The following is a 20,849-nucleotide window of genomic DNA, read 5'->3' on the forward strand; positions in this document are numbered from 1 at the left end:
AGAAGGACATGGGCAACGGCGGCGACGAGCCGGGCACGACGGGCGGCGGCGCGGCGGACGGCATGGCGCTGGCCGCCGCCGTGCGCTCCGTACTGGCGCGCGTGGACGCCCACGCGGCACGGGCCCGGGGTACGCGTACGGACACCGGTACGGGTGCGGGCACGGGCGAGGGCACCGGAACCGGGGACGGGGCCGACGTCGCGACCGCCCCCGGCGCGGACGGCGCGGGCGGCACGAACGTCGAGCCGGCGCCCGCAGCCCCGAACGTGGCCACCCTCGACGCCCTGACCACTTGCTTCGGCCTCAGCCCCTTCGAGCGCGAGATCGTCCTCCTGGCCGCGGCGGCCGAGCTGGACCCGACCACGAACGCGCGCTGCGCCACGGCCGCCGGTGATCCCGGCCGCGCGTATCCGACCCTCTCCCTCGCCCTCGCCGCCCTCGCCGACCCGCACTGGAGTGCCCTCACCCCCGTCGCCCCGCTCCGCCGCTGGCGCCTGGTCGAGCTGGAGGACGAGACCCGGCTGACCACCACCCGGCTCCGTCTGGACGAGCGCATCCTGCACTTCCTGGTCGGTACGCCGTACCTGGACGCCAAGCTGCACGGCCTGCTGCGCCGCACCGCAGCCCCCGCCGCCCTCCCGCCCTCGTACGACGCGGCAGCCGACCGGGTAGCGGCGGGCTGGTCCGGCGCGGGCCCCGAGTCGCCGCTCCGCGTCGAACTGGTCGGCGCCGACCTCCGTACCCGCACCGACATCGCCGCCACCGCGGCCCGCCGCTCCGGCCTCGGCCTGTACTCCATGGCCGCCGACGACGTGCCCACGGACCCCGCGGAGCGCGACCGCCTGGCCCGCCTGTGGCAGCGCGAGGCGATCCTCCTCCCCGCCGCCCTCCTCATCGAGGTCGGCGAACTGGACCGCGACCAGCACGCCGCAGCGGACTCCTTCATCGCGGGCGCGGCCGTCCCCCTCGTCGTATCGAGCCCCGATCCCCGCCGTACGGAGCACCCCCGGGGCGAACGCGTCACCATCCCCAAACTCTCCGACGAGGAACACCTCACCCTCTGGACCGACGCCTTCGCCGACGTCCCCGAGGTGACCGACACACACCTTCGGTCCCTCGTCGCGCAGTTCCAGCTGCCGCCCCACGTGGTCCGCTCGGCCGCCGCGTCCGTACGCCGCGACCTGCCGCACTCCGACACGCTCGACGCCACCGAACTGGCCTGGCAGGCCGGCCTCACCGAGGCACGCATGGGCCTGGACGAACTGGGCCGCCGCATAGAGCCGCGCGCCGGCTGGGACGACTTGGTCCTCGCCGACCGCCAGCTCCGCATCCTCCAGGAGATCGTCGCCCACGTACGCCAACGCGGCACGGTCTACCAGGACTGGGGCTTTGCGAAATCGCTGCGCAGCGGCCTCGGCGTCACGGCACTCTTCGCAGGCGGCTCCGGTACGGGCAAGACCCTCGCCGCCGAAGTAATGGCCAAGGAACTGGGCCTCGACCTCTTCATCATCGACCTGTCCCAGGTGGTCAGCAAATACATCGGCGAAACGGAAAAGAACCTCAGCCGAGTCTTCGACGCGGCCGAACGCGGCGGCGCCCTCCTCCTCTTCGACGAAGCGGACGCCCTCTTCGGCAAACGCAGCGAGGTCAAGGACAGCCACGACCGCTACGCGAACCTGGAGGTCAGCTACCTCCTGATGCGTATGGAGGCGTACCGCGGCCTGGCCGTCCTCACCACCAACATGAAGAAGGCCCTCGACTCCGCCTTCATGCGCCGCATCCGCTTCGTCGTCGACTTCCCGTTCCCCGCCGAATCCGAACGCGCCGAAATCTGGCGCCGCGTACTCCCGCCCCAGGCCCCCACAAAGGACATCGACCCGGCCCTCCTCGCCCAACTCACCGTCGCCGGCGGCTCGATCCGCAACATAGCCCTTTCGGGAGCCTTCCTCGCCGCCGAAGAGGGCGGCCGCCTCCAGATGCGCCACATGCTGGCCGCGGCCCGCACCGAATACCTGAAGCTGGAACGCTCCTTGACGCCGTCGGAGGTCCACGGATGGGTCTGAACGAGCCCAGGAACCCGGGAGCGGGGGCAGCCCCCGCCGCACCGTCACCGTCCTCCTTCCGCATCGACATAGGCGAACTGGTCCTCGACGGTTTCGACACCCGCCTCGACCCCGACCGCGTGGCGGCATCCTTCGCACGCGAACTGACCCGGCTGATCGGTGACCGAGGCGTCCCCCTGGCCGCCGACGGCACCCCGGTACACCTGGACGCACTCGCCGGCCTGCCCCCGCTCCCCCGCACGACGTCCCCCGCCCGCCTGGGCGAAGCCCTGGCCCGCTCGGTCCACGCGGGCCTGACCGGCCGAGGGGAGGCCCGATGAGCAGCAGTTCCCACTCGTCCTCCCAGGACGCCCACCAGTCCGCCGCCGAAAAGCGCCGCAAGCGCCGCGAACGCAACGCCAAGTCCCGCACCCCGGAACCGAAGGACATCGTCAGCGGCGCCGGCCAGCCCCTGGACCTGAGCGTCCGCCGCGACCTCGAAGAACAGCTCGGCCACGACTTCAGCCAGGTCCGCCTCCACACCGACCGCGATTCCGGGCAGCTGGCGGAGATGCTGGGCGCGGACGCCTTCGCCGTCGGCCAGGACATCTTCTTCCGCGAGGGCACCTACCGCCCCGGCACGGTGGACGGCCAACGCCTCCTGGCACACGAGCTGCTCCACACGGTCCAGAACCCCCACGGCCTGGGCGCCCTCCGCGCGGGCCGCGACCTGGGCTCGGTCTCCCTCCCCCAGGCCTCCATCGAACGGGAGGCGGAGTCGGCGGCCCGGTCCTCGGTACTGGGCGCGCTCCAGGATTCCGTACGCGACGAACACCCCGCGGCCGAGGTCGAGGAGGGCCGGGCAACACCGGGCTGGCTGCGATACGCGACGGTGGATGCGGACCGGCGCCGCATGGAGCAGCTGGATCCGGCGACGCTGGCGGACCGGCTGGCGAACGGGGTACTGCGCTCGTTGCGCGGCGACCCGGAGGACCTGTCCGGCCGGGTACGCCTGCAACTTGCACGGATGTCCCCGCAACTGCAGGAGACCGTGCTGGATCGCCTCGAGGTCCGGCTGCTGACGCCCGAAGTCGACCGGCTGCTGGACCTGGTCGACGAGATGGAACAGGGCGGACCGCTGCCGCTGGTAGCGGCCGCGACCCCCGAGTCCGTCCAGGACGAGGCCGAGGTCATCGCGCAGGAGCGGACACAGCAGAACGCCGCCGCATCCGACAAGCGCGAGCAGGACGAGCAGGAGAGTGACGACCGCCGGAAGCGGGCGCAGCGGCGCAAGGAAGCGGACCCGGCGGGCGACGGCGGACCGGAACGGGACGCCGCGCCGGCGGGCGGGAGTGCGCCCAGGGCCCCTGTGGCGTCCACCTCAGCAGGATCCCAGGCAGCCGGACAGGCCGCCGCCCAGGACAAGCAAGCCGCCTCGGCCCGGCAGAAAGGCCAGAGCCAGGCCCACAAGGAGGACAAGGACGCCGACGCCCAGGCCGCGCAGAAGGACAAGGACGCCGAGAACTCGGCGCGCGGCCAGGACGAGGACGGCGAGGAGCGGTCGGACGCAGAGACCCCGCCCGCCGAGAAGGACGCGCAGGGCGGCGAGCGTGAGCAGGAGGACGCCACTGCCAAGGAAGAGGCCTCCGATGCGGAGGCCGTGGACAGGACCGGGGCCGAGCCCGGCGAGAAGGACCGTACCGGGGAGCGCGACGACGAACGCCGCAAGGGCGACCCGGAGAACGAGGAGGACGCCGACGACGAACCGCTGGGGCTCGAGGAGGAGTCAGATGAGCTCGATGAGAGCGACGACGAGTCGGCCGCGGAGGAGGACGAGGACGGTCTGGAGGCGGAAGACGAAGAGGACGACGACTCATCGGACGCCGAAGGGGACCGCCCCGAGGCCGGCCTGAGCGGGACGACCACGTCGGCCGCCAAGCAGAAGGTCCAGACCGACGACCCGGACGCCTATCGTTACGGGCCGCCCGGCGTGCTGGACTCCCCGGTCGACAGAAGCCAGTCGGACGAAGCCGTGCAGCGGGGGAAGACCGGCTCCCACCGGCCCGGTGACAAGGGCGCCTCTTCCGAGGAAACGGAGGGGCCCGACGACCGGCTCGCTACAGACCTGGCGACCGACAAGTCGATCGAGCAGGAGATAGGCCCAGAGCCGGACGAGAAGGCGGACGACAAGATCGGCGAGGAGTCCGGCGAGAAGGGCTCGGACCCGGCGGACCCCGAAGACACCGAGCGGGAGAAGGAGCAGGCCGAAGAGCGCAAGGAGGACGAGGAGGCCAGGCGGCGGGACGAGGCGGCCCGTACAGCATCCGAGGGCACGGGCTCGGCGCGTGGGTCCGAGGGCGATACGACCGCGCCGGGGCAGCTGTCGAAAGCCGATGAGGACGCCCGCAAGCAGGCGGCCGCATCATCCTCGGAATCCGCGGGCTCTGAGGCGGACTCGGGCTCCGGTCTGGGTGCGGCGTCCGGCGAGGGCAAGAGCTCGGAGGGGTCCACTGACCGGGACGCCTCGTCGTCCGGCGGCGGGGACTCCCGTACGCAGTCCGGCACCGGATCCAAGGGTGGTTCCGGGGCGGAAGCCGACTCGGCGTCCGGTTCAGCGACCGGCTCGGCCGCCGGCAAGAACGAGGACACGGCGGGCGGTACGTCGGGCAGCGGCGCGAAGGCCCAGGACGACGCGGAGAAGCACACCGGCGCCGGGACGACGGACACCGCCGGCGGCAAGGACACCGAGGCACCGGGAACCGCCGAGACCAAGGACGCCGCCCAGTCGAAGGACGTCAGCGAAGGGAAGGGCCCCTCGACGACGCCGGGCTCGGACGCCGGACCGGACAAGGCGTCCGCGCCCGGCCCGGTGAACGCGCCCAAGGTCACCTCGGCCCCGGGGGCGACGGCCCCCTTGGCCGCCGCGACCAAGAACGGAGCCGCCAACGGCGGTGCCCCCAAGGAGGCGCAGCCGCCCAAGCCCGGACCGGGGAAGCCCACGGCGCGTCCCAAGGCCGGAGCCGCGCCGGGCAAGCGACAGGCTGCCCGGCAGGCGGCCAAGAACGTCCGGCGCGGAGGCGGCGGAGGAGGCGGCCGTTCGGCTCCGGCACCGGTGCGCGGCAGGGGCGGTGGCGGCCGCGCCGCGTCCGGACCGGCGAAGCCGAAGAAGGAAGCCCCGGCGCCCGATGTCTCCAAGAGCACGCCCGAGGCGGGCCTCGCCACGATCTCCAAGCTCAAGCCGCACCAGATGCTGGAGACCTTCAAGGGCGTCGACACCGCGGTGGGCACCCAGGTCGGCAAGGAGCGGTCGGCGCTGCGCAAGGGCCCGCCGCAGATGGAGCGTCCGATCGGCTCGCCCCGTACGCTGCCGGGCGGGCCCACGCCCGCGGCCCCCGGTACGTACACCAATGCCAAGGTCTCCCGTACGGACGCCGCCAAGGGCAAGACGCCCGAGATCGATGGTGAGGAGCGGCCGAAGGGCCAGCCGCCCGGCGTCGACGTGCCGGAACCGAGCTGGTGGGACATCCTCCTCACCATGGCCGTGGAGATCCTGAAGAGGATCTTCCCGTTCGACGACCTGATCGAGTCGGTCATGAATCTGCCGACCACGGACGACGGCCTCAAGGGCGCCCGGGTGGGCAACGCCCCCGGGCTGCCACTACAGGACGATTCGGACCCGCAGCGTACGGAGGAGCAGGGCCAGAAGCTCGACGAGCGCAGGGACGAGCTGCACCAGTCGGGCCGCGAGGACGCGGCTCGGCCGATGGGCGAGGACCAGATCTACCCCGACGCCCCGCACGAGACGCTCAAGGGCAAGGTGCCCGGCGGCGGGAAGAAGGGCGGCAAGCAGGGCGGTGGGCGCAGGGTTGCCGCCGGCGGCGTTCCGATCGAGTCCGCGTCCGCCGTGGCCGAGCACGACCGCGGACCGCAGATCCAGGCGGGCTTCGCGCAGGGCCAGCAGAAGATGGGCCAGGAGCGCAAGGCCAAGGACGAGAAGGCGAAGAACGACAAGCAGAAGCACGATCAGGACCTGAAACGCGAGGTCGACGCCAGCACCAAGAAGCAGGCGGGCGCGCGCGAGAAGGGCCAGAGCGACATCGCCGATGCCCGCGACAAATGGCGCAAGGAGCAGGACGACAAGGTCGCGGACATCGACGACAAGAAGGGCAAGAAGTACGACAAGGTCCGCAAGGACATCGACGACAAGAACGAAGAGACCGACAAGGACGTCGACAAGCGGACCGAAGACGACAACAAGAAGATCGACGACGAGCAGACCAACTCGGAGAAAGACGCCAAGAAGAAGCAGGACGACAAGAAGAAAGAGGCGGAGAACGGCGGCGGCGGATTCCTCGAACGCCTCAAGGAGTGGTGGGAGAATCTCAAGAAGGACATCGAGGAGTTCTTCGCGCGGGCCCGCAAAGCCGTCACGGACCTCATCGACAAGTTCAAGCGTGAGGTCTTCGAGCTGATCGACAAGGCCCGTAACTGGGTCGTCGAGCAGATCAACGACTTCGCCGACGCCCTGATCGCGTTCGGTGACGAGTTGCTCGCCGACTACCCGGCGATGCGTGACAAGTGGCGCAACACGATCAATGCCGGCCGCGACTGGGCCGTGCAGAAGGTCAACGAGGCCGCCGACGCGCTCAAGGAGGTCGCCGGCAAGCTCCTCGACGGGCTGTGCGGTGCGCTGCTCGAAGGGCTGGACTTGCTGGAAGGCGGGCTCAAGGCAGCGGTCGACGTGGCGGAGACCGTCACCGTCGAGGCCGTGGAGTTCGGCAAGGGTGTCGTCCAGGCGCTCGGCGACTGGGCAGCCATCTTCAACGACATCGTCTCCGACCCGGGCGGCTGGATCAGCAAGGCCGGCGCCGCAGCCGAGACGGGCGCGAAGGAACACCTCTTCAACGAGATCAAGTCCGCCGTCAAGGAGTGGGTCAAGCAGAAGGTCCAGGAAATCATCGGGATACCGATAGAGGATTTCCAGGCGCTCATCGAGGGCGGCGTCAGCGCCGAAGAGATGGGCAAAATGGCGTGGGACGAGGCGGTCCCGCAACTCCCCCTGATCATCGGCGTCATGGTCGTCGAGAAGGTCGTCGCCAAGCTCATTCCTGGCGCCGGCTGGGCCATGGCCATCATCGATGCCCTCAAGGCCGCTTGGGGTGCGCTCAGCGAGATCTTGGCCGCCTTCGGCCTGTTCATGGAATTCCTCAAGTCCGTCAAGAGCGGCAACGGCGCCCTCCCCTTCGCCAAGGCGGTCGCGGCAGGCGTCGTCGCCCTGCTGGAGCTGATCTACCAGGCACTGGTCGAGGGCATCGGCCGGTTCATGGGCAACGTCGCCAAGCGACTCGGCGACATGCTCAAGAACATCCGCGGCAAGAAGAACGGTCCTGGCGCGCCCGAGGCACCCGGCCAGCCCAGTGCCCCCGGTGCGCCCAACCGCCCCGGGGCCCCCGCGCAGACCAATGCGCCTGGCCGCCCCGCCGAACCGGGCCGCCCTGGCGCGCCCGGCCCGGCGGCCAACCGCCCCCACCAGTCCGAGAAGCCCGGTGAGCCCGGCGGCCAGACCGACAAGCCTGGCCAGAGCCCGGCCCCCCGCAAGCCTTCCCCCGACAAGACCTCACGTCCGGAGCAAGGCCCGCGCCCGGAAAAGCGCCCCTCCCCGGAGAAGAAGCCGGACCCGAAGCAGCAGCCCAAGCCCAAGCAGAAGAAGAAGCCTGACGAGCACGAGCGCCGCGACGACGGTCGCGAGGTCAACGCAGCCCGCCGCCGCCTCCGCGACGCTAAGCGCAAGCAACGCGATGACGACAAGGCCGGCCCCACGAAGCGCCACGGCGCGGCTCGCGACACCCTCCGCAAGAAGCGCGACGACGACTCCACGCGCCCCGACAAGCGCGATCCCAGCAAGTCCAAGGACAGGGACAAGAAAAAAGACGAGGACAAGGACCTCCTCAACAAGAAGCCCACCGACAAGAAGGGCAAGAAGCAGGACACCAAGGGCCACGACAAGAACAAGAACCGCGACAAGGACGAGGAAACCAAGGACCGCAAGAAGAAGCTCGCCGCCAAGAAGCGCACGCGCCGCAAGCCCGAGTCCCGCACCCGCCGCAAGCTCCGCCGCGCCCGCCAGACCATCAAGTCCGCCGTCGCCAGGGCCCGCCGTGCCGCCCGCCGCCTCTTCGGCAAGGGCCGCAAACTCGGCCGCAAACTGAACAACCGCACCCACCGCCTGCGCGACCAGTGGAGGCGCCGCCGCGACAGGCTACGTCGCGACCCCAGTCGCCGACGTGACCGACGCCGCGACCGCAAGCGTGAGGACAACAACACAAAGGAAGTCGACCTCCCCAAGGTACGGTTCCGCGACGTGGACGATGGCGAAGCACATACGTTGACTTTCCACGGCCGAGGCCCTCACGCGCCCCTCTATATCCACAGCACGCCGCAAGAGGTACCTGCCTTCACCGCCGATTGGCAGCAGGACATAGGGAAGGCTGCAGGCGACCCGGACGTGAAGAATCAGCAGAAACTCCTCGCGGAAGCCGAAGAGTGGTACGCGAAAGCAAAAATCACCCAAAAGGGAATCCCGACGAGGACACAGGCAAAGGAAAGCGACGCCAAGAAGCAAGAAAGAACGGAGCGACTGGCGCAACTCCGGGAAGAAATGCGGAAATTCAGCCACGCCGCCAGCCAGCGAAAGTACTACGACATCCCCACTCCTGCGGAATATCATAAATCGCCGGGCTTCCAGGACTTCAGTAACCCTGCAATCAACCGCGGAACCGAGGAGTACCGCTCGGACTACATAGGAACCCCCTCCAAAACAATCTTCGGAGGACAGGGGCAGGATGCCAGCAAGGCGAAGAAGGGGCAGCCGCCCGGCTGGGACTACGTCACGTCCAAGAAGCTGAGCCAGGGCGCCGCCTGGGTGAAGATGCACCTGCTCCCGGAGCGCATGGGAGGTAAAGCTTCCGGGAATAATCTGGTCCCGGCCCGTGGCCCTTCGACCAATATCGCGTTCTTGAACAACATCGAGGATGTCGCCTATCACGCGGTCCCGAAACCACACAGGATCATCTGGTACGAAACCAAGGTGGAGTTCAATCACGCAAACTTCCCCAATTTCCCCAGCCATATCTACGCAAAGTACGGAGGATACGACCCGACCCCCGGGACCACTGGAAAGAACAAGGGCGACTGGACACCCAAAAAAACCGCAGATAAGCAGTACGACCAACCCACCAAACCGCCGACGGAGGACGAAGAAGGAATGCTGGCAATCAATCACGCCGGCCATCAGAATCTGGAGGACATGCTGGGAGTCAGAAGGAGCATCGCCGACCATCTCATAGATGTGCGCGGAGCATTGAAGGAGAAGGGGGAGACGCTCACGAGCTACGCTCAGGTCGATGATTTGATGTGGGACCTCAAAGAGAGCAAGAGAGGCAACGCTATGGGGCAACTCGAGCTCCTGCTGGAAAACCTCCAAAAGCTCGACGACCAAGGAAAAGTCGATTGGACTTGAGTTCCATGAAAAAGGATGAAGGCAGCCCAGAATTCCCGTACGAGACCCTGTGCGCCAAGGCAGTCGACGAGCTCACCGGGTGCCCAGAGATCGATGTCTCAGTGGCCGAATTTGGGAAGATTTCGACACCTTTGGACGACGCAGAACGCGTGTTCAGGAACATGGCTCGGCGGCGTGGACTTCCGCTGAACTCCGAGATCCGAGAGAAATTTTTCCGTTTCAACGATATCGAGGTGTACTGGAGTTCCTCGGAATCGGGATCGAATCTCGTCGGCGAGCTCTACCTGACTCACCTGTACCGCAGCGTGATCGAGAAGCGGATGAACGTCATCTGGGAGGGCAAGGACGACTGGGAGCGCGAACTCTACAGTGAGCTGAGGATCTTCGACGACACGCCGCGCAGCGGCTCCGGCCGCCTGGCTGCCCTACGCGCCGCCCCAGGCACCGCGGATCCTGAAATCTGGTTCTTCGATATACGGGACGAACCCCTGGAGATGGACCTGAATTATCCGGCCTATTTGGACACGCTCCTCATCACCAAGGGAACCATCGGATGGCAATATCTGTTCTGTGATGTGGGATACGGCCATCCGGGGTTCACGCCTATCGTAGACGGCCTCAAAGAGATGGTGGAGGTCTTTCCGCGACTCTTCCCTGAATACAACTACTCGGACCTCCAAGCCCGCCTCCGGGAGCGCATGTGACCACCTACGCCGACATTCCCAAGCCCATACGCTCCGGCATCGTCATTGTTGATCCTGAGCGTGGTACCCCGCAGCGGATCATCGTGTTGCAGTTCAATCCCGACACGCTTGAGCGGTCAGTGGCGCCTCAAGCCGCCGGTGGAGAAGGCGGAGGCGGTGGCGGGGGTGATAGTGGCGGGGACCGTAACGAAGCTCTGCGGCTCAAGGGGCCGGCGCAGGAGACGTGGAAGTTCACCGCTGAGATTGATGCGACCGATCAGCTGGATGTGGCCGCGCCCGATGGGATTCATCCTCAGCTGGCCGTGCTGGAGATGCTTGTGCAGCCGACCACAGCGCAGTTGAGGGCTGCCAGCAAGCTCAGCCAGAAGGGGACTATTGAGATCAGTCCCATTGAGATGCCGTTGACGCTCTTCACCTGGGGGAGCAAGCGGGTGATGCCGGTCAGGCTGACGGAGTTGTCCGTTAATGAGTCGGCGTTTGATGTGAACCTGAATCCGATTCGGGCCTCGCTCTCCATCGGGATGAAGATTCTTACGGTGAGCGATCTACCGGCTGGGCATCGGGGGGCGGAGCTCTACCTCGCGCACCTTGCGCAGAAGGAGCAGTTGGCGCGGCGGGCGCGGGCCGGGAGTCTGGCTCAGCTTGGGCTTGGGGGAGGGATCTGAGCGTGATCGAGCCGTATGAGAGTGCGTTGGATGATGTGCCGGGGGCTCATCCGTACCCGAGGAGCAGTCGGTACCACGATGTGGAGATCGGGGTGCATCGCGCGCCCGACGGTACCGAGGTGAAGTACGCCAAGCGGAGGTTGTTGCCGCCGCTTGAGCGGGATGAAGACGAGACCGTGCCGCATGTCGTCAGTGAGGGCGAGCGGGCTGATCAGCTGGGGCAGCGGTATTTCGGGGATTCGGGGCAGTGGTGGCGGATTGCTGATGCCAATCCGGTGCTGGCGCCCGGTGAATTGACGGACGAGCCCGGCGAGGAGATCGCCGTGCCGTTGCCCGGTGGGTTCCCTGGTGGCATGGGTGGGCCGGGGGTGCGGAATGGCTGATGACCTGCCCGTTGGGGGCGGTCCCGTACACGCCTCGCTGTACATGGGGCCGAAGTTGGCCCGGCTCGTGCCGCAGGAGGTGACGGAGGCGCTGCTGTCCGCGCAGATCACCAGTACGGCGGGTGAGAGGAGCGGGTTTCAGCTCGCCTTTGACCTGACGAAGAAGGGGGCGATTATTCAGCGGCTGCTTCCTGAGGGGTTTTTTGATCCCAAGACGCGGGTGATTCTGACCGTCGCGGTCAAGGGAACGCCTGTGGTGCTGCTGGACGGGCTCATCGTGCGGCAGGAGGTGGGGGCCAGTAATCAGCCCGGGCAGACCACCCTGACGGTGACCGGGGAAGATCTGACGCTGCTCATGGATCTGGAGGAGCGGACCGACCGGTATCCGAATCTCGCGCCCTCGCAGCGGGTTGAGCGGATCCTGGGGAAGTACGCGGATTACGGGATCGATGCTCGGATCATTCGGGAGCAGGTGCCGCAGCCGCCGAGGGAGCAGGCCCGGGTGGATTACCAGACGGGGACTGATCTGCAGTATGTGAATGACCTGGCCAGAGCCAATGGTTACACGTTCTATCTCGATCCCGGGCCGGTGCCCGGGAGGTCGACCGCGTTCTGGGGGCCCGAGCAGCGGCTCGGGCAGCGGCAGCATGCGTTGAACGTGAATATGGATGTGAACTCGACTGTGGATCAGTTGACGTTTGCCTATGACGGGACGGCGAGAGAAGAGCCGCAGGCTCGGGTGCAGGATCCTGTGACGCGGCAGGCTCCGCTGCTCTCCCAGCCCGATATCAGTCCGCTCAGGCCGCCGCTCGGCCGGCGGGCCTCGCCTGCTCTCAAGCGGAAGACGCTGACGGGTACGGCGAAGAAGGACGAGGCGTTGGCTAAAGCTGAGGCGTTGGGGCGGGCCGCTACCAGTGCCGATGCCATCAGTGGGTCGGGGCAGTTGGACGTCAATCGGCATGGATATGTGCTGCGGCCGCGGGAGTTGGTGGGGGTTAGGGGCGCGGGGGTCACGTACGACGGGGATTACTACGTGAAGAGCGTTACTCATAACCTCCGGCCCGGGTCCTTCCAGCAGAACTTCACCCTGTCGCGTGAGGGGCTCATTGCCAGGAGCGACCGCGTGCGTCCGTGACCTTCCCAGCCCCTCGCATTCCATGACCGCCCGCACCACAGCCGCGCACCACACCACCAGGAGCAGCCCGCATGGCGCCAGCATCGAACAACCGCTTTCTCGGCAAGTTCCGGGGACGGGTGGCGAGCAACAACGATCCGTTGCGGATGGGTCGGATCACCGCTCATGTGCCGGATGTACTCGGTGACGAGGCGTCCACGTGGGCCATGCCGTGCTTTCCGTTCACGGGGGCGCAGGCAGGGCAGTACGTGATCCCGAGCGAGGGCGCGGGTGTGTGGATCGAGTTCGAGCAGGGGGATCCGAGCTTCCCGGTGTGGACGGGGTGTTGGTACGGGTCCGAGGCCGAGATGCCGGTCGATGCGCAGGCCGGGGCGCGGGCCGGGGCCGAGCCGGTGGTGATCGAGACGCAGGGGCATCACAAGATCGTGCTGTCGGACGTGCCGGAGGAAGGGATTCTGCTGCAGGCGCCCACTGGGGCGTATGTGCGGATCAACGCGGCGGGCGTGCAGATCAACAACGGGGCGGGTGCGGTGATTTCCCTGGTCGGGGACCAGGTCGACATCAATGAGGGTCGGCTGACCGTGCCCAAGAAGCGATGACCCAAGAGGCGATGACCCGAGCAGCGATGACCCGAGCAGCCAGGCAGCAGGAAGTGACAGCGGAGACGGGGGAGCGAGAAGACGTGGGGTCCGGGAACTTTGTGCACGGGGGCGCGGTGATCAGCTGTCCGCACGGCGGGCGGGCGGTGTCCACCGCGGCCGCCGGCACGGGCGTATGTATCGACGGCCTGCCCGTGGTCACCGCCGCCGACCTGTTCACGGTCAGCGGCTGCCCGCACTCCGTCGGCGGCCGCCCGCAGCCGTGCACCAGCGTGCGCTGGACGCCGGCCGGCGGTGGCGACGAGGTACGGATCGACGGGGTGCCGGCGCTGCTGGACACCTCGGCGGCGATGTGTTTCAGCGCCGGGCTGGTGCCGCAGGGCCCGCCGGTCGTGGCGCCCGTCCATCAGGGGGTGTCCAGCCGATGAGGGCTGCGAAGAAAGTACGGAGTGAGATCGCCTTTCCGTTCCGGGTGGACCGGCGGGGGCGGACGGCGCATGCGGACCATGACGCGCATGTGCGGGATCTGATCGAGCAGTTGCTGTTCACGAGCCCGGGTGAGCGGGTCATGCGGCCGGACTTCGGGTGCGGACTGCTGGACCTGGTGTTCACGCCGAACAGTCCGGAGCTGGCGTCGGCCGTCGAGCTGTCGGTGCAGGCGTCGTTGCAACGGTGGCTCGGCGATCTCATCGACGTCGAGGCGCTGGATGTGGTGAACGAAGAGAACGTCGTCCGGGTCGAGCTGAGCTATGTGGTGCGGTCCACCGGGAGCCGACACGATGAGGTGTTCGAGGGGCGGGGCGAGATATGAGTGACCAGCAGCTCATCGGCGGTGAGCTGGTGTGCCGTACCGACCGGCGGCGGGGCCGGATCCGAGCCGAGCGGCTGAACGGCATCGACGGGGTGGAGGTCGCCGATGACGGGGTGACGCTGACCGTCACCTTCCTGGGGAAGGCGCCGCACGGGCTGTGCCCGGAGAATGTCAGGATCGACGGCGGGCGCCGGATCTCGGGGATCGAGGCACTGGAGGTGTCGGTCGAGCGGGAGGAGGATCCCGAGCTCGACGACCGGCTGCATGTGGTGCTGGACCGGACCGGGGACACGTCCCGGTACCGGTTGTCGATCGTCGACAAGGATCCTTACGGGCGGCCGGGTACGGAGCCTTACGAGGGGTTCGACCAGCGGTATTTCGCTGCGGACTTCCGGTTCCGGACCGACTGCCCGAGCCCCTTCGACTGCCTGCCCGAAGAAGACGACTGCCCGGACACCTTCAAGCCCGCGCCCGTCATCGACTACACCGCGCGGGACTACGACACGCTGCGGCAGCTGGTCCTGGACCGGCTGCGGCTGACCACGCCGGACTGGGTCGAGCGCAACCCCGCCGATCTCGGGATGACGCTGGTCGAGATGCTGGCGTACACCGCGGATCAGATCAGTTATCAGCAGGATGCCGTGGCTACGGAGGCGTACCTCGACACCGCGCGGCGGCGGGTGTCCGTACGCCGGCATGTGCGGCTGATCGACTACCCGATGCACGACGGGTGCAGCGCACGGGCCTTCGTGTCCGTGGAGGTGGCCACCGACCTCGTGCTGCTGCCCGGGACCTTCCGGTTCGCCGCGGTGGACTTCCGTACGTACGGGCCGCGGGACCGGCCCGAGCTCGGGACCGTCATCGACGACCGGGACCTGGCCGTGCTGGACGAGCGCGGGTCGGTGGAGGTCTTCGAGCCGGTCGGTGACGCGCCGCTGCGGCTGCGTCCGGAGCACAACGCCATCCGGCTGTGGACCTGGGGTGATGAGGTCTGCGCACTGCCGAAGGGCGCGACGTCGGCGACGCTGCGGGACGAGTGGGCGGACGGCACGCACGAGAACCGCTCCTTGAAGTTGTCGCCCGGTGATCTGCTGTTGTTCGAGGAGGTCAAGGGGCCGCGTACGGGGACGCCCGGTGATCAGGACCCGAGTCACCGGCAGGCCGTACGGCTGACGTCGGTCACCCCGGCCGTCGACCGGCTCGACGGGCAGCCGGTGCTGGAGGTGACCTGGGCGCAGGAGGACGCGCTGACGTTCCCGCTGTGCCTGTCCACGCGGGGCGGGACGGAGTGCGCGCCGGTGGGCGACGTGAGCGTCGCGCGCGGCAACGTCACCCTCGTCGACCACGGGCGGTCGCTGGTCTTCGGGGAGGACCCGGAGGGCGTGCCGGAGACGGTGACCGTGCCGCCCGTACCGGCCGTGACCGGCTCCTGCGAGCCGCCCGCCTTCGGGTACGCGGACCACAGGGGCGACGGGAACGCCACCGCCCGCACCATCGAGCACCTGCTGCGCAGGACAACACACCACCGGGCGCTGACGGCCGACGACGTCCGCGAGCTGTTCGAGGTCGTCGGCGAGGAGGCGGCCGTACGGGCCGGACTCGGGCTGGAGCTGGCCGGGCAGCGGCGCGAGAAGGTGGTGCCCGGGACGGTGTACGCGCAGGCCGAGGCGTTGCGCACGCTGCTGGCGCAGTCCGTGTACCCGGGCATCGGGGCGCGCTTCCGGCCGCTGCTGCACCGCTCCCCCGTCGCGCAGACGGTGCCGTTCCCGCGGCCGGAGCTGGTGGCGGCCGGGCAGGCCGAGCGGCTCGCCGGGATCCGGGAGCGGGTGCGGGCGCGGCTGGTCGAGCTGTGGCGCAGCGCGCGGGACCACGACGGCCTGTCGGAGGCGGAGATCGCCGAGCTGACGGTGCTGTTCGGGCTGCACGTGCTGGAGCACCTGGAGCTGCACCGGCATCCCGTACGGGCGCTGCGGGAGCTGCTGCACCGCGCCGACCGGCTCCTCGCGCCCAAGCTGCGGCGCCTTGAGGTGCTGACCGCGCGGGCGCGGGCCGGCGCGGTGCTGGACGGCCGGATCGCCTGGGAGATCGCGCACAGCTGGGGCCCTGAGTACGCGGCGGGGCTGCACCCGGACGAACCGGTGCTGCACGGCCCGGCGGCCGGGCTGCTGCCGGATGCCCGGGCGGCGCTGCCGGCCGTACGGATCGAGGACGGCGAGCACATCTGGGAGCCGCGCCGGGACCTGCTGAACAGCGGGCCGCGCGACCGGCACTTCGTGGGCGAGCTGGAGGACGACGGGCGGATCGCGCTGCGCTTCGGGGACGGGCGGTACGGTGCCCGGCCGGAGCCCGGCAGCCGGCTCACGCTGCACTACCGGCTGGGCGGCGGCACGGCCGGCAATGTGGGCGCCGAGGCCATCAACCACCTGGTGCTGAGCCGCACGGCGGAGGAGTACGACGGCGGCGATCCGATGCCGGTGGCCGGGGTGCGCAATCCGCTGCCGGCCATCGGTGGTGCCGAGCCGGAGCCGGTCGAGCAGGTGCGTCAGCTCGCGCCGCTGGACCTCAAGCGCACCCGCCGGCGCGCCGTCACCGCGGCGGACTACGCGGAGCTGGCGTCCGCGCTCCCCGGTGTGCAGCGCGCCGCCGCGGAGATCCGCTGGACCGGCAGCGTGCAGGAGGCGCACGTCGCCATCGACGCCGTGCGCAGCGGAGAGCCCGCGCCCGAGCTGCTGGACTCCGTCGCGTACGCGCTGGAGGGCTACCGGCGGATCGGCCACGACCTGGTCGTGGAGCCGGCCAGGACCGTGCCGCTGGACATCGAGGTCGAGGTCTGCGCCGCGCCCGGACACCAGCACGGCCGGATCCTCGCCGAGCTGACCCGGGTGCTGGGCAACCGCCGGCTGCCCGGCGGGCGGCTGGGCTTCTTCCACCCGGACGCGCTGACGTTCGGGGAACCGGTGCGGCTGAGCCGCCTCACCGCGGTGGCCGCGGCAGTACCGGGCGTGGAGAGCGTACGGGTGACCCGGCTGCAACGGCTCTTCTCACAGGGATCCACCGACATCGAAGACAACAGAGCACTGGAGGACGGTGTGCTGCGGCTCGGCCCGCTGGAGATCGCCGTGTGCGACAACGACCCCGAGCGGCCCGAGAACGGCCGGCTGGTCATCGAGCTCGGGGGTGCGCGATGAGCGCCACGTGCGGCTGCGGCTGCGGGGGCAGCGACGAGCGGCGCGCCCCGGACGCCCTGTACAACCCGCCGGGACGGACGGCGCTGGACTACCGCGTCGGTACGTACGGCACGTTCCTCGCCGGGATGCTGGACCGGCTCGCCTCGCCCGCCTACCCGGCGCTGCGCGGCCTGACCGTCCGCACCCCGGACGACCCGGCGATCGGGCTGCTGGACGCCTGGGCGGTGCTCGGTGACGTACTGACCTTCCACAGCGAGCGGATCGCGGACGAGGGGTACCTGCGGACCGCCAACGAGCACCGGTCGCTCGCGCTGCTCGGGCGACTGGTCGGGCACCGGCCGCGGCCGGGCGTCGCTGCCGACACCCATCTCGCGTACACGCTGGACAAGGACCCGCGCGCCGAGGACGTGCCGGTCGTCGTCCCGCGCGGGGCGCGCAGCCACAGCGTGCCCGCGGCGACGGGCGAGGAGTCGCAGACCTTCGAGACGACCGAGGACCTCACCGCGCGGTACGCGTGGAACGAGCTGAAGGTCCGCAGGCGGCGGCCCGCGCTGCTGGTCGCCGACGATGTGAAGAAGCGCTCCGAGCTGTACGTCGCGGGCACGGCCACGTCGCTGCAGACCGGCGACCAGCTGCTGTTCGACTTCGGCGGCACGGAGCAGAAGCTGCTGCCGGTCGCCAAGGTGCGCATCGACCGCGCGGAGGACGTCACCGCGATCGGGCTCCAGCAGTCCGCGCCGCCCACGCTCAAGGAGCTGGTGGACGAGGCGAAGCAGTGGATCACCGAGCCGGAGGACGGCGGCGACCCGGACGACCCGGACGAGCCCGGGCCGCCCACCCCGGAGACGCCGAACCCGCGCCCGGTCAGCAAGCTGATCGAGACCTTCGACACCCAGGTGCTGGCGCCGCTGCGCAAGGACCTGGAGGGGGACGCGGCCAAGACTCCGGCCGCGTTCGCCGAGCGGCTGGCCGGTCCGCACGAGCGGCTGGCCGAGGCGCAGGCGCTGGCCGCACCGTACGAGGAGGTCGCGGCCTGGTTCGAGCAGCTGGAAGCGGTGCTCTCGGAACTCCGCGAGCGGGCTGAGGACTTGGAGCCCGCGCGGACCGTGCCGCCGTCGGAGCCGCAGCCGAAGAAGGCCGGGGCCGCACAGCGGTTCACGCCCACGGCCGCGCTGCGTGCCCTGGACGCCGTGCTGCCCGCCCTCCGTACGAGCGTGGTGCGGCCCCCGTCCAGCGCGCGGGTCGTCTCGCGCGACCCCGGACGGCTCTTCGCGCCCGGCTCGGACCTCACCGCACGGCTGCTGTCCGCACTGGACCCGAGGCTGTCCGACGGGATGTACACGGCGTGGCGGCAGGCCGCGCCCGCGACGCCCGCCGCGCTCCGCGCGCTGCTGGCGATGCGGGTGACGGCCGCGCCCTTCGGGGCGACCGCGCCGCTCAAGCCGGTGCAGGACGACAAGGGCCGGGTGATCCGTACCGCGGACTGGCCGCTCACCGGCTCCGTGCTGACCAGCGTGCGAATCGTCTTCGACACGGCCGGCAAGGTGCCGGTGAAGGCGGAGTTCCAGCACGCCGAGACCGGCAACTCCGTGCAGTACTCGGAGAGCCTGCCGTCGGAGAACTCCTTCGACCTCGGCCCCGGCCGGGTCCAGGTGTCCACCCGCACCGGACAGGACCGCGACCTGAGCTGGCTGGGCCGCCGCCCGACCGAGTCCCAGGAGCCGGGGGTGACCATCCGGCTGCTGGCCGGGCTGCCCGAGCGCTCCCTGTTCGTGGCCCGGCCCGACGAGGACGGGAAGATCGAGGTCGCCGTCAACAACGGCGACACCAAGACCTGGGACCTCGCACCGGGCGACAAGCACCAGATCCGGCACGGCGAGTACGAGGTGGCGGTGCGGCGCACGCCGGGCAGCGAGCCGCCCGCCGTGGAGATCGGCATCGCCACCGTCCCCGAGCCCGCCAACCGGTACGTCCTGCAGCTGGACTCCGTCCAGGACTCGATCACGGTCGGCAGCTGGGTGGCGATCCAGCGCCCCCGCAAGGGCGCCGAGGGCCCCGACGGCATCCCCGGCGACAAGAAGCTGGCGTTCGTCACCACCCGTGTGACGGCCGTGCGCACCGCCGCGTACACCGACTTCGGCATCACCGGGCGCGGTACGGAGCTGACGCTCGCCGACCCGTGGCTGGACGAGCACGACGTGCTGCTGTCGGCGATCCGCGACACCACCGTGCACGCGGGCGGCGAGCCGCTGCGGATGGCGGACGAGCCGCTGGGCGAGGACGTGCACGGCAACGAGCTGGAGCTGGCGGACCTGTACGACGGGCTGCGTCCCGGCCGGTACATCGTCGTCTCCGGCGAGCGGACCGACATCCCCGGCTCGGCCGGGGTGCGCGGCACGGAGCTAGCAGTGATCGCCGCGGTCGACCAGCGGCTCGACGAGGAGCTGCCCGGCGACCACGTGCACACCGTCCTCACGCTCACCGCCGACCTCGCCTACCGGTACCGCCGCGACACCGTCCGCATCCAGGGCAACGTCGTGCCGGCCACCCATGGCGAGAGCCGGGACGAGCCGCTGGGCAGCGGCGACGCGGAGAAGACCAACCAGACGTTCGCGCTCTGGCAGTCGCCGCTGACCTGGCTGCCCGACGGCAACCCCCTGGGCGCCACCCCGGAGCTGGAGATCCGGGTCGACGGGCTGCTCTGGCACCGGGTGGACAGCCTGGCCGGGCGCGGGCCGCGCGAGCGGGTGTACGTCCTGGGCTCGGCCGGGGACGGCCGGACGACCGTGACCTTCGGCGACGGGACGCACGGCGCCCGGCTGCCCACCGGCCATGAGAACGTCCGGGCCCGCTACCGCTTCGGTACGGGCCGCGCCGCCAACGTCAAGGCGGGCCGCATCACCCAGGCGATCACCCGGCCGCTGGGCGTCACCGGCGTCACCAACCCGCAGCCGGCCACCGGCGGCGCGGATGCCGACGGCCCCGGGCTCACCCGGCGTACGGTCCCGCTCGCGGTCTCCGCGCTGGACCGGCTGGTCTCGGTCGCCGACTACGAGGACTTCGCGCGCTCCCGGGCCGGCATCGGCCGGGCCGCGGCGGCCGAACTGTACGACGGGCGGCGGCAGGTGCTGCACCTGACCGTGGCCGGGGTGGACGACAGTCCGGTCGCGGCCGACGCCGAGGTGCTGCAGGCGCTCCGGTCCTCGCTGGCCGAGTACGGGGACGCCGCGCTCCCGGTCCGGGTCGACGTGCGCGAACTGGTGCTGCTCCTGCTGGTCGCCAAGGTCAAGGTCGCGCCCGACCACTCGTGGGCCGCGGTCGAGCCGCGGGTACGGGCCGCGCTGCTGCGCCGGCTCGGCTACGAGGGACGCGAACTGGGGCAGCCCGCGCGGCTGTCGGAGGTGCTGGCCACCGCCCAGTCCGTGCCCGGCGTGGACTACGTGGACGTGGACGCCTTCACCGGCGTACCGGCCTCCGCCACCCCCGCCGGCCTCGCCGGTCTCGCCGACGAGCTGGCCGGACCGCGTACGACGGTCCCGGCCCGCCCGGCCACGTACGACGAGCAGGTGTACCGGGTCACCGACGAGAAGGGCGAGTCGCTGTCCTCGGTCGCGGGCCGCAACGGCATCTCCCTCGCCGAACTGCTGCGCCTGAACCCGGACATCACCGATACCCGGCCGCTGGCCGAGGGCCGCTCGGTGTACGTCTTCCGCGGCGTCCGGCCCGCCCAGCTCGCGCTGTTCTCGCCGCAGGTCGCCGACACCATGATTCTGACGGAGGTCAAGTGAGGTCCGCCGACACCC

12 protein-coding genes are annotated in these 20,849 nt (G+C 69.9%); all 12 read left to right on the plus strand.

Features of this window, described 5'->3' with window-relative positions; all coding sequences use genetic code 11:
• Positions 1 to 8 precede the first annotated feature (8 nt).
• The 12 genes from ACIGQF_RS24465 (at position 9) to ACIGQF_RS24520 (ending at position 20,834) form a co-directional block, all read left to right on the plus strand.
• Entirely contained in the window at positions 9 to 2,063 is a 2,055-nt protein-coding gene (locus tag ACIGQF_RS24465; RefSeq protein ID WP_399714419.1) for an ATP-binding protein, read from the plus strand.
• Complete coding sequence (locus ACIGQF_RS24470; protein ID WP_399713934.1) at positions 2,054 to 2,383, plus strand: hypothetical protein; 330 nt, start codon at positions 2,054 to 2,056, stop codon at positions 2,381 to 2,383. The genes ACIGQF_RS24465 and ACIGQF_RS24470 overlap by 10 nt, the downstream gene beginning before the upstream one ends.
• On the plus strand, positions 2,380 to 9,561 hold the full coding sequence (locus ACIGQF_RS24475) for a DUF4157 domain-containing protein (RefSeq protein WP_399713937.1): 7,182 nt from the start codon (positions 2,380 to 2,382) through the stop codon (positions 9,559 to 9,561). Before ACIGQF_RS24470 ends, ACIGQF_RS24475 begins: the two co-directional genes overlap by 4 nt.
• Entirely contained in the window at positions 9,552 to 10,265 is a 714-nt protein-coding gene (locus ACIGQF_RS24480) for a hypothetical protein (protein WP_399713940.1), read from the plus strand. Before ACIGQF_RS24475 ends, ACIGQF_RS24480 begins: the two co-directional genes overlap by 10 nt.
• On the plus strand, positions 10,262 to 10,930 hold the full coding sequence (locus tag ACIGQF_RS24485; protein ID WP_399713942.1) for a hypothetical protein: 669 nt from the start codon (positions 10,262 to 10,264) through the stop codon (positions 10,928 to 10,930). Before ACIGQF_RS24480 ends, ACIGQF_RS24485 begins: the two co-directional genes overlap by 4 nt.
• On the plus strand, positions 10,927 to 11,313 hold the full coding sequence (locus tag ACIGQF_RS24490; protein WP_399714422.1) for a hypothetical protein: 387 nt from the start codon (positions 10,927 to 10,929) through the stop codon (positions 11,311 to 11,313). The genes ACIGQF_RS24485 and ACIGQF_RS24490 overlap by 4 nt, the downstream gene beginning before the upstream one ends.
• Complete coding sequence (locus tag ACIGQF_RS24495) at positions 11,306 to 12,448, plus strand: hypothetical protein (RefSeq protein WP_399713944.1); 1,143 nt, start codon at positions 11,306 to 11,308, stop codon at positions 12,446 to 12,448. Before ACIGQF_RS24490 ends, ACIGQF_RS24495 begins: the two co-directional genes overlap by 8 nt.
• Positions 12,449 to 12,519: 71 nt before the next feature.
• Positions 12,520 to 13,047 (plus strand): phage baseplate assembly protein V, encoded by a 528-nt coding sequence (locus tag ACIGQF_RS24500; RefSeq protein ID WP_399713946.1) that lies wholly within the window; start codon positions 12,520 to 12,522, stop codon positions 13,045 to 13,047.
• 83 nt (positions 13,048 to 13,130) lie between these two features.
• On the plus strand, positions 13,131 to 13,475 hold the full coding sequence (locus tag ACIGQF_RS24505; RefSeq protein ID WP_399713949.1) for a hypothetical protein: 345 nt from the start codon (positions 13,131 to 13,133) through the stop codon (positions 13,473 to 13,475).
• Entirely contained in the window at positions 13,472 to 13,858 is a 387-nt protein-coding gene (locus ACIGQF_RS24510) for a GPW/gp25 family protein (protein ID WP_399713952.1), read from the plus strand. The genes ACIGQF_RS24505 and ACIGQF_RS24510 overlap by 4 nt, the downstream gene beginning before the upstream one ends.
• Positions 13,855 to 17,046: a putative baseplate assembly protein gene (locus tag ACIGQF_RS24515; protein ID WP_399713954.1), complete on the plus strand. Its 3,192-nt coding sequence runs from the start codon at positions 13,855 to 13,857 to the stop codon at positions 17,044 to 17,046. The genes ACIGQF_RS24510 and ACIGQF_RS24515 overlap by 4 nt, the downstream gene beginning before the upstream one ends.
• Positions 17,043 to 20,834 (plus strand): putative baseplate assembly protein, encoded by a 3,792-nt coding sequence (locus ACIGQF_RS24520; RefSeq protein ID WP_399713957.1) that lies wholly within the window; start codon positions 17,043 to 17,045, stop codon positions 20,832 to 20,834. Before ACIGQF_RS24515 ends, ACIGQF_RS24520 begins: the two co-directional genes overlap by 4 nt.
• Positions 20,835 to 20,849: the final 15 nt, after the last annotated feature.

Source organism: Streptomyces sp. NPDC053560 (assembly GCF_044544605.1).
GTDB lineage: Bacteria > Actinomycetota > Actinomycetes > Streptomycetales > Streptomycetaceae > Streptomyces.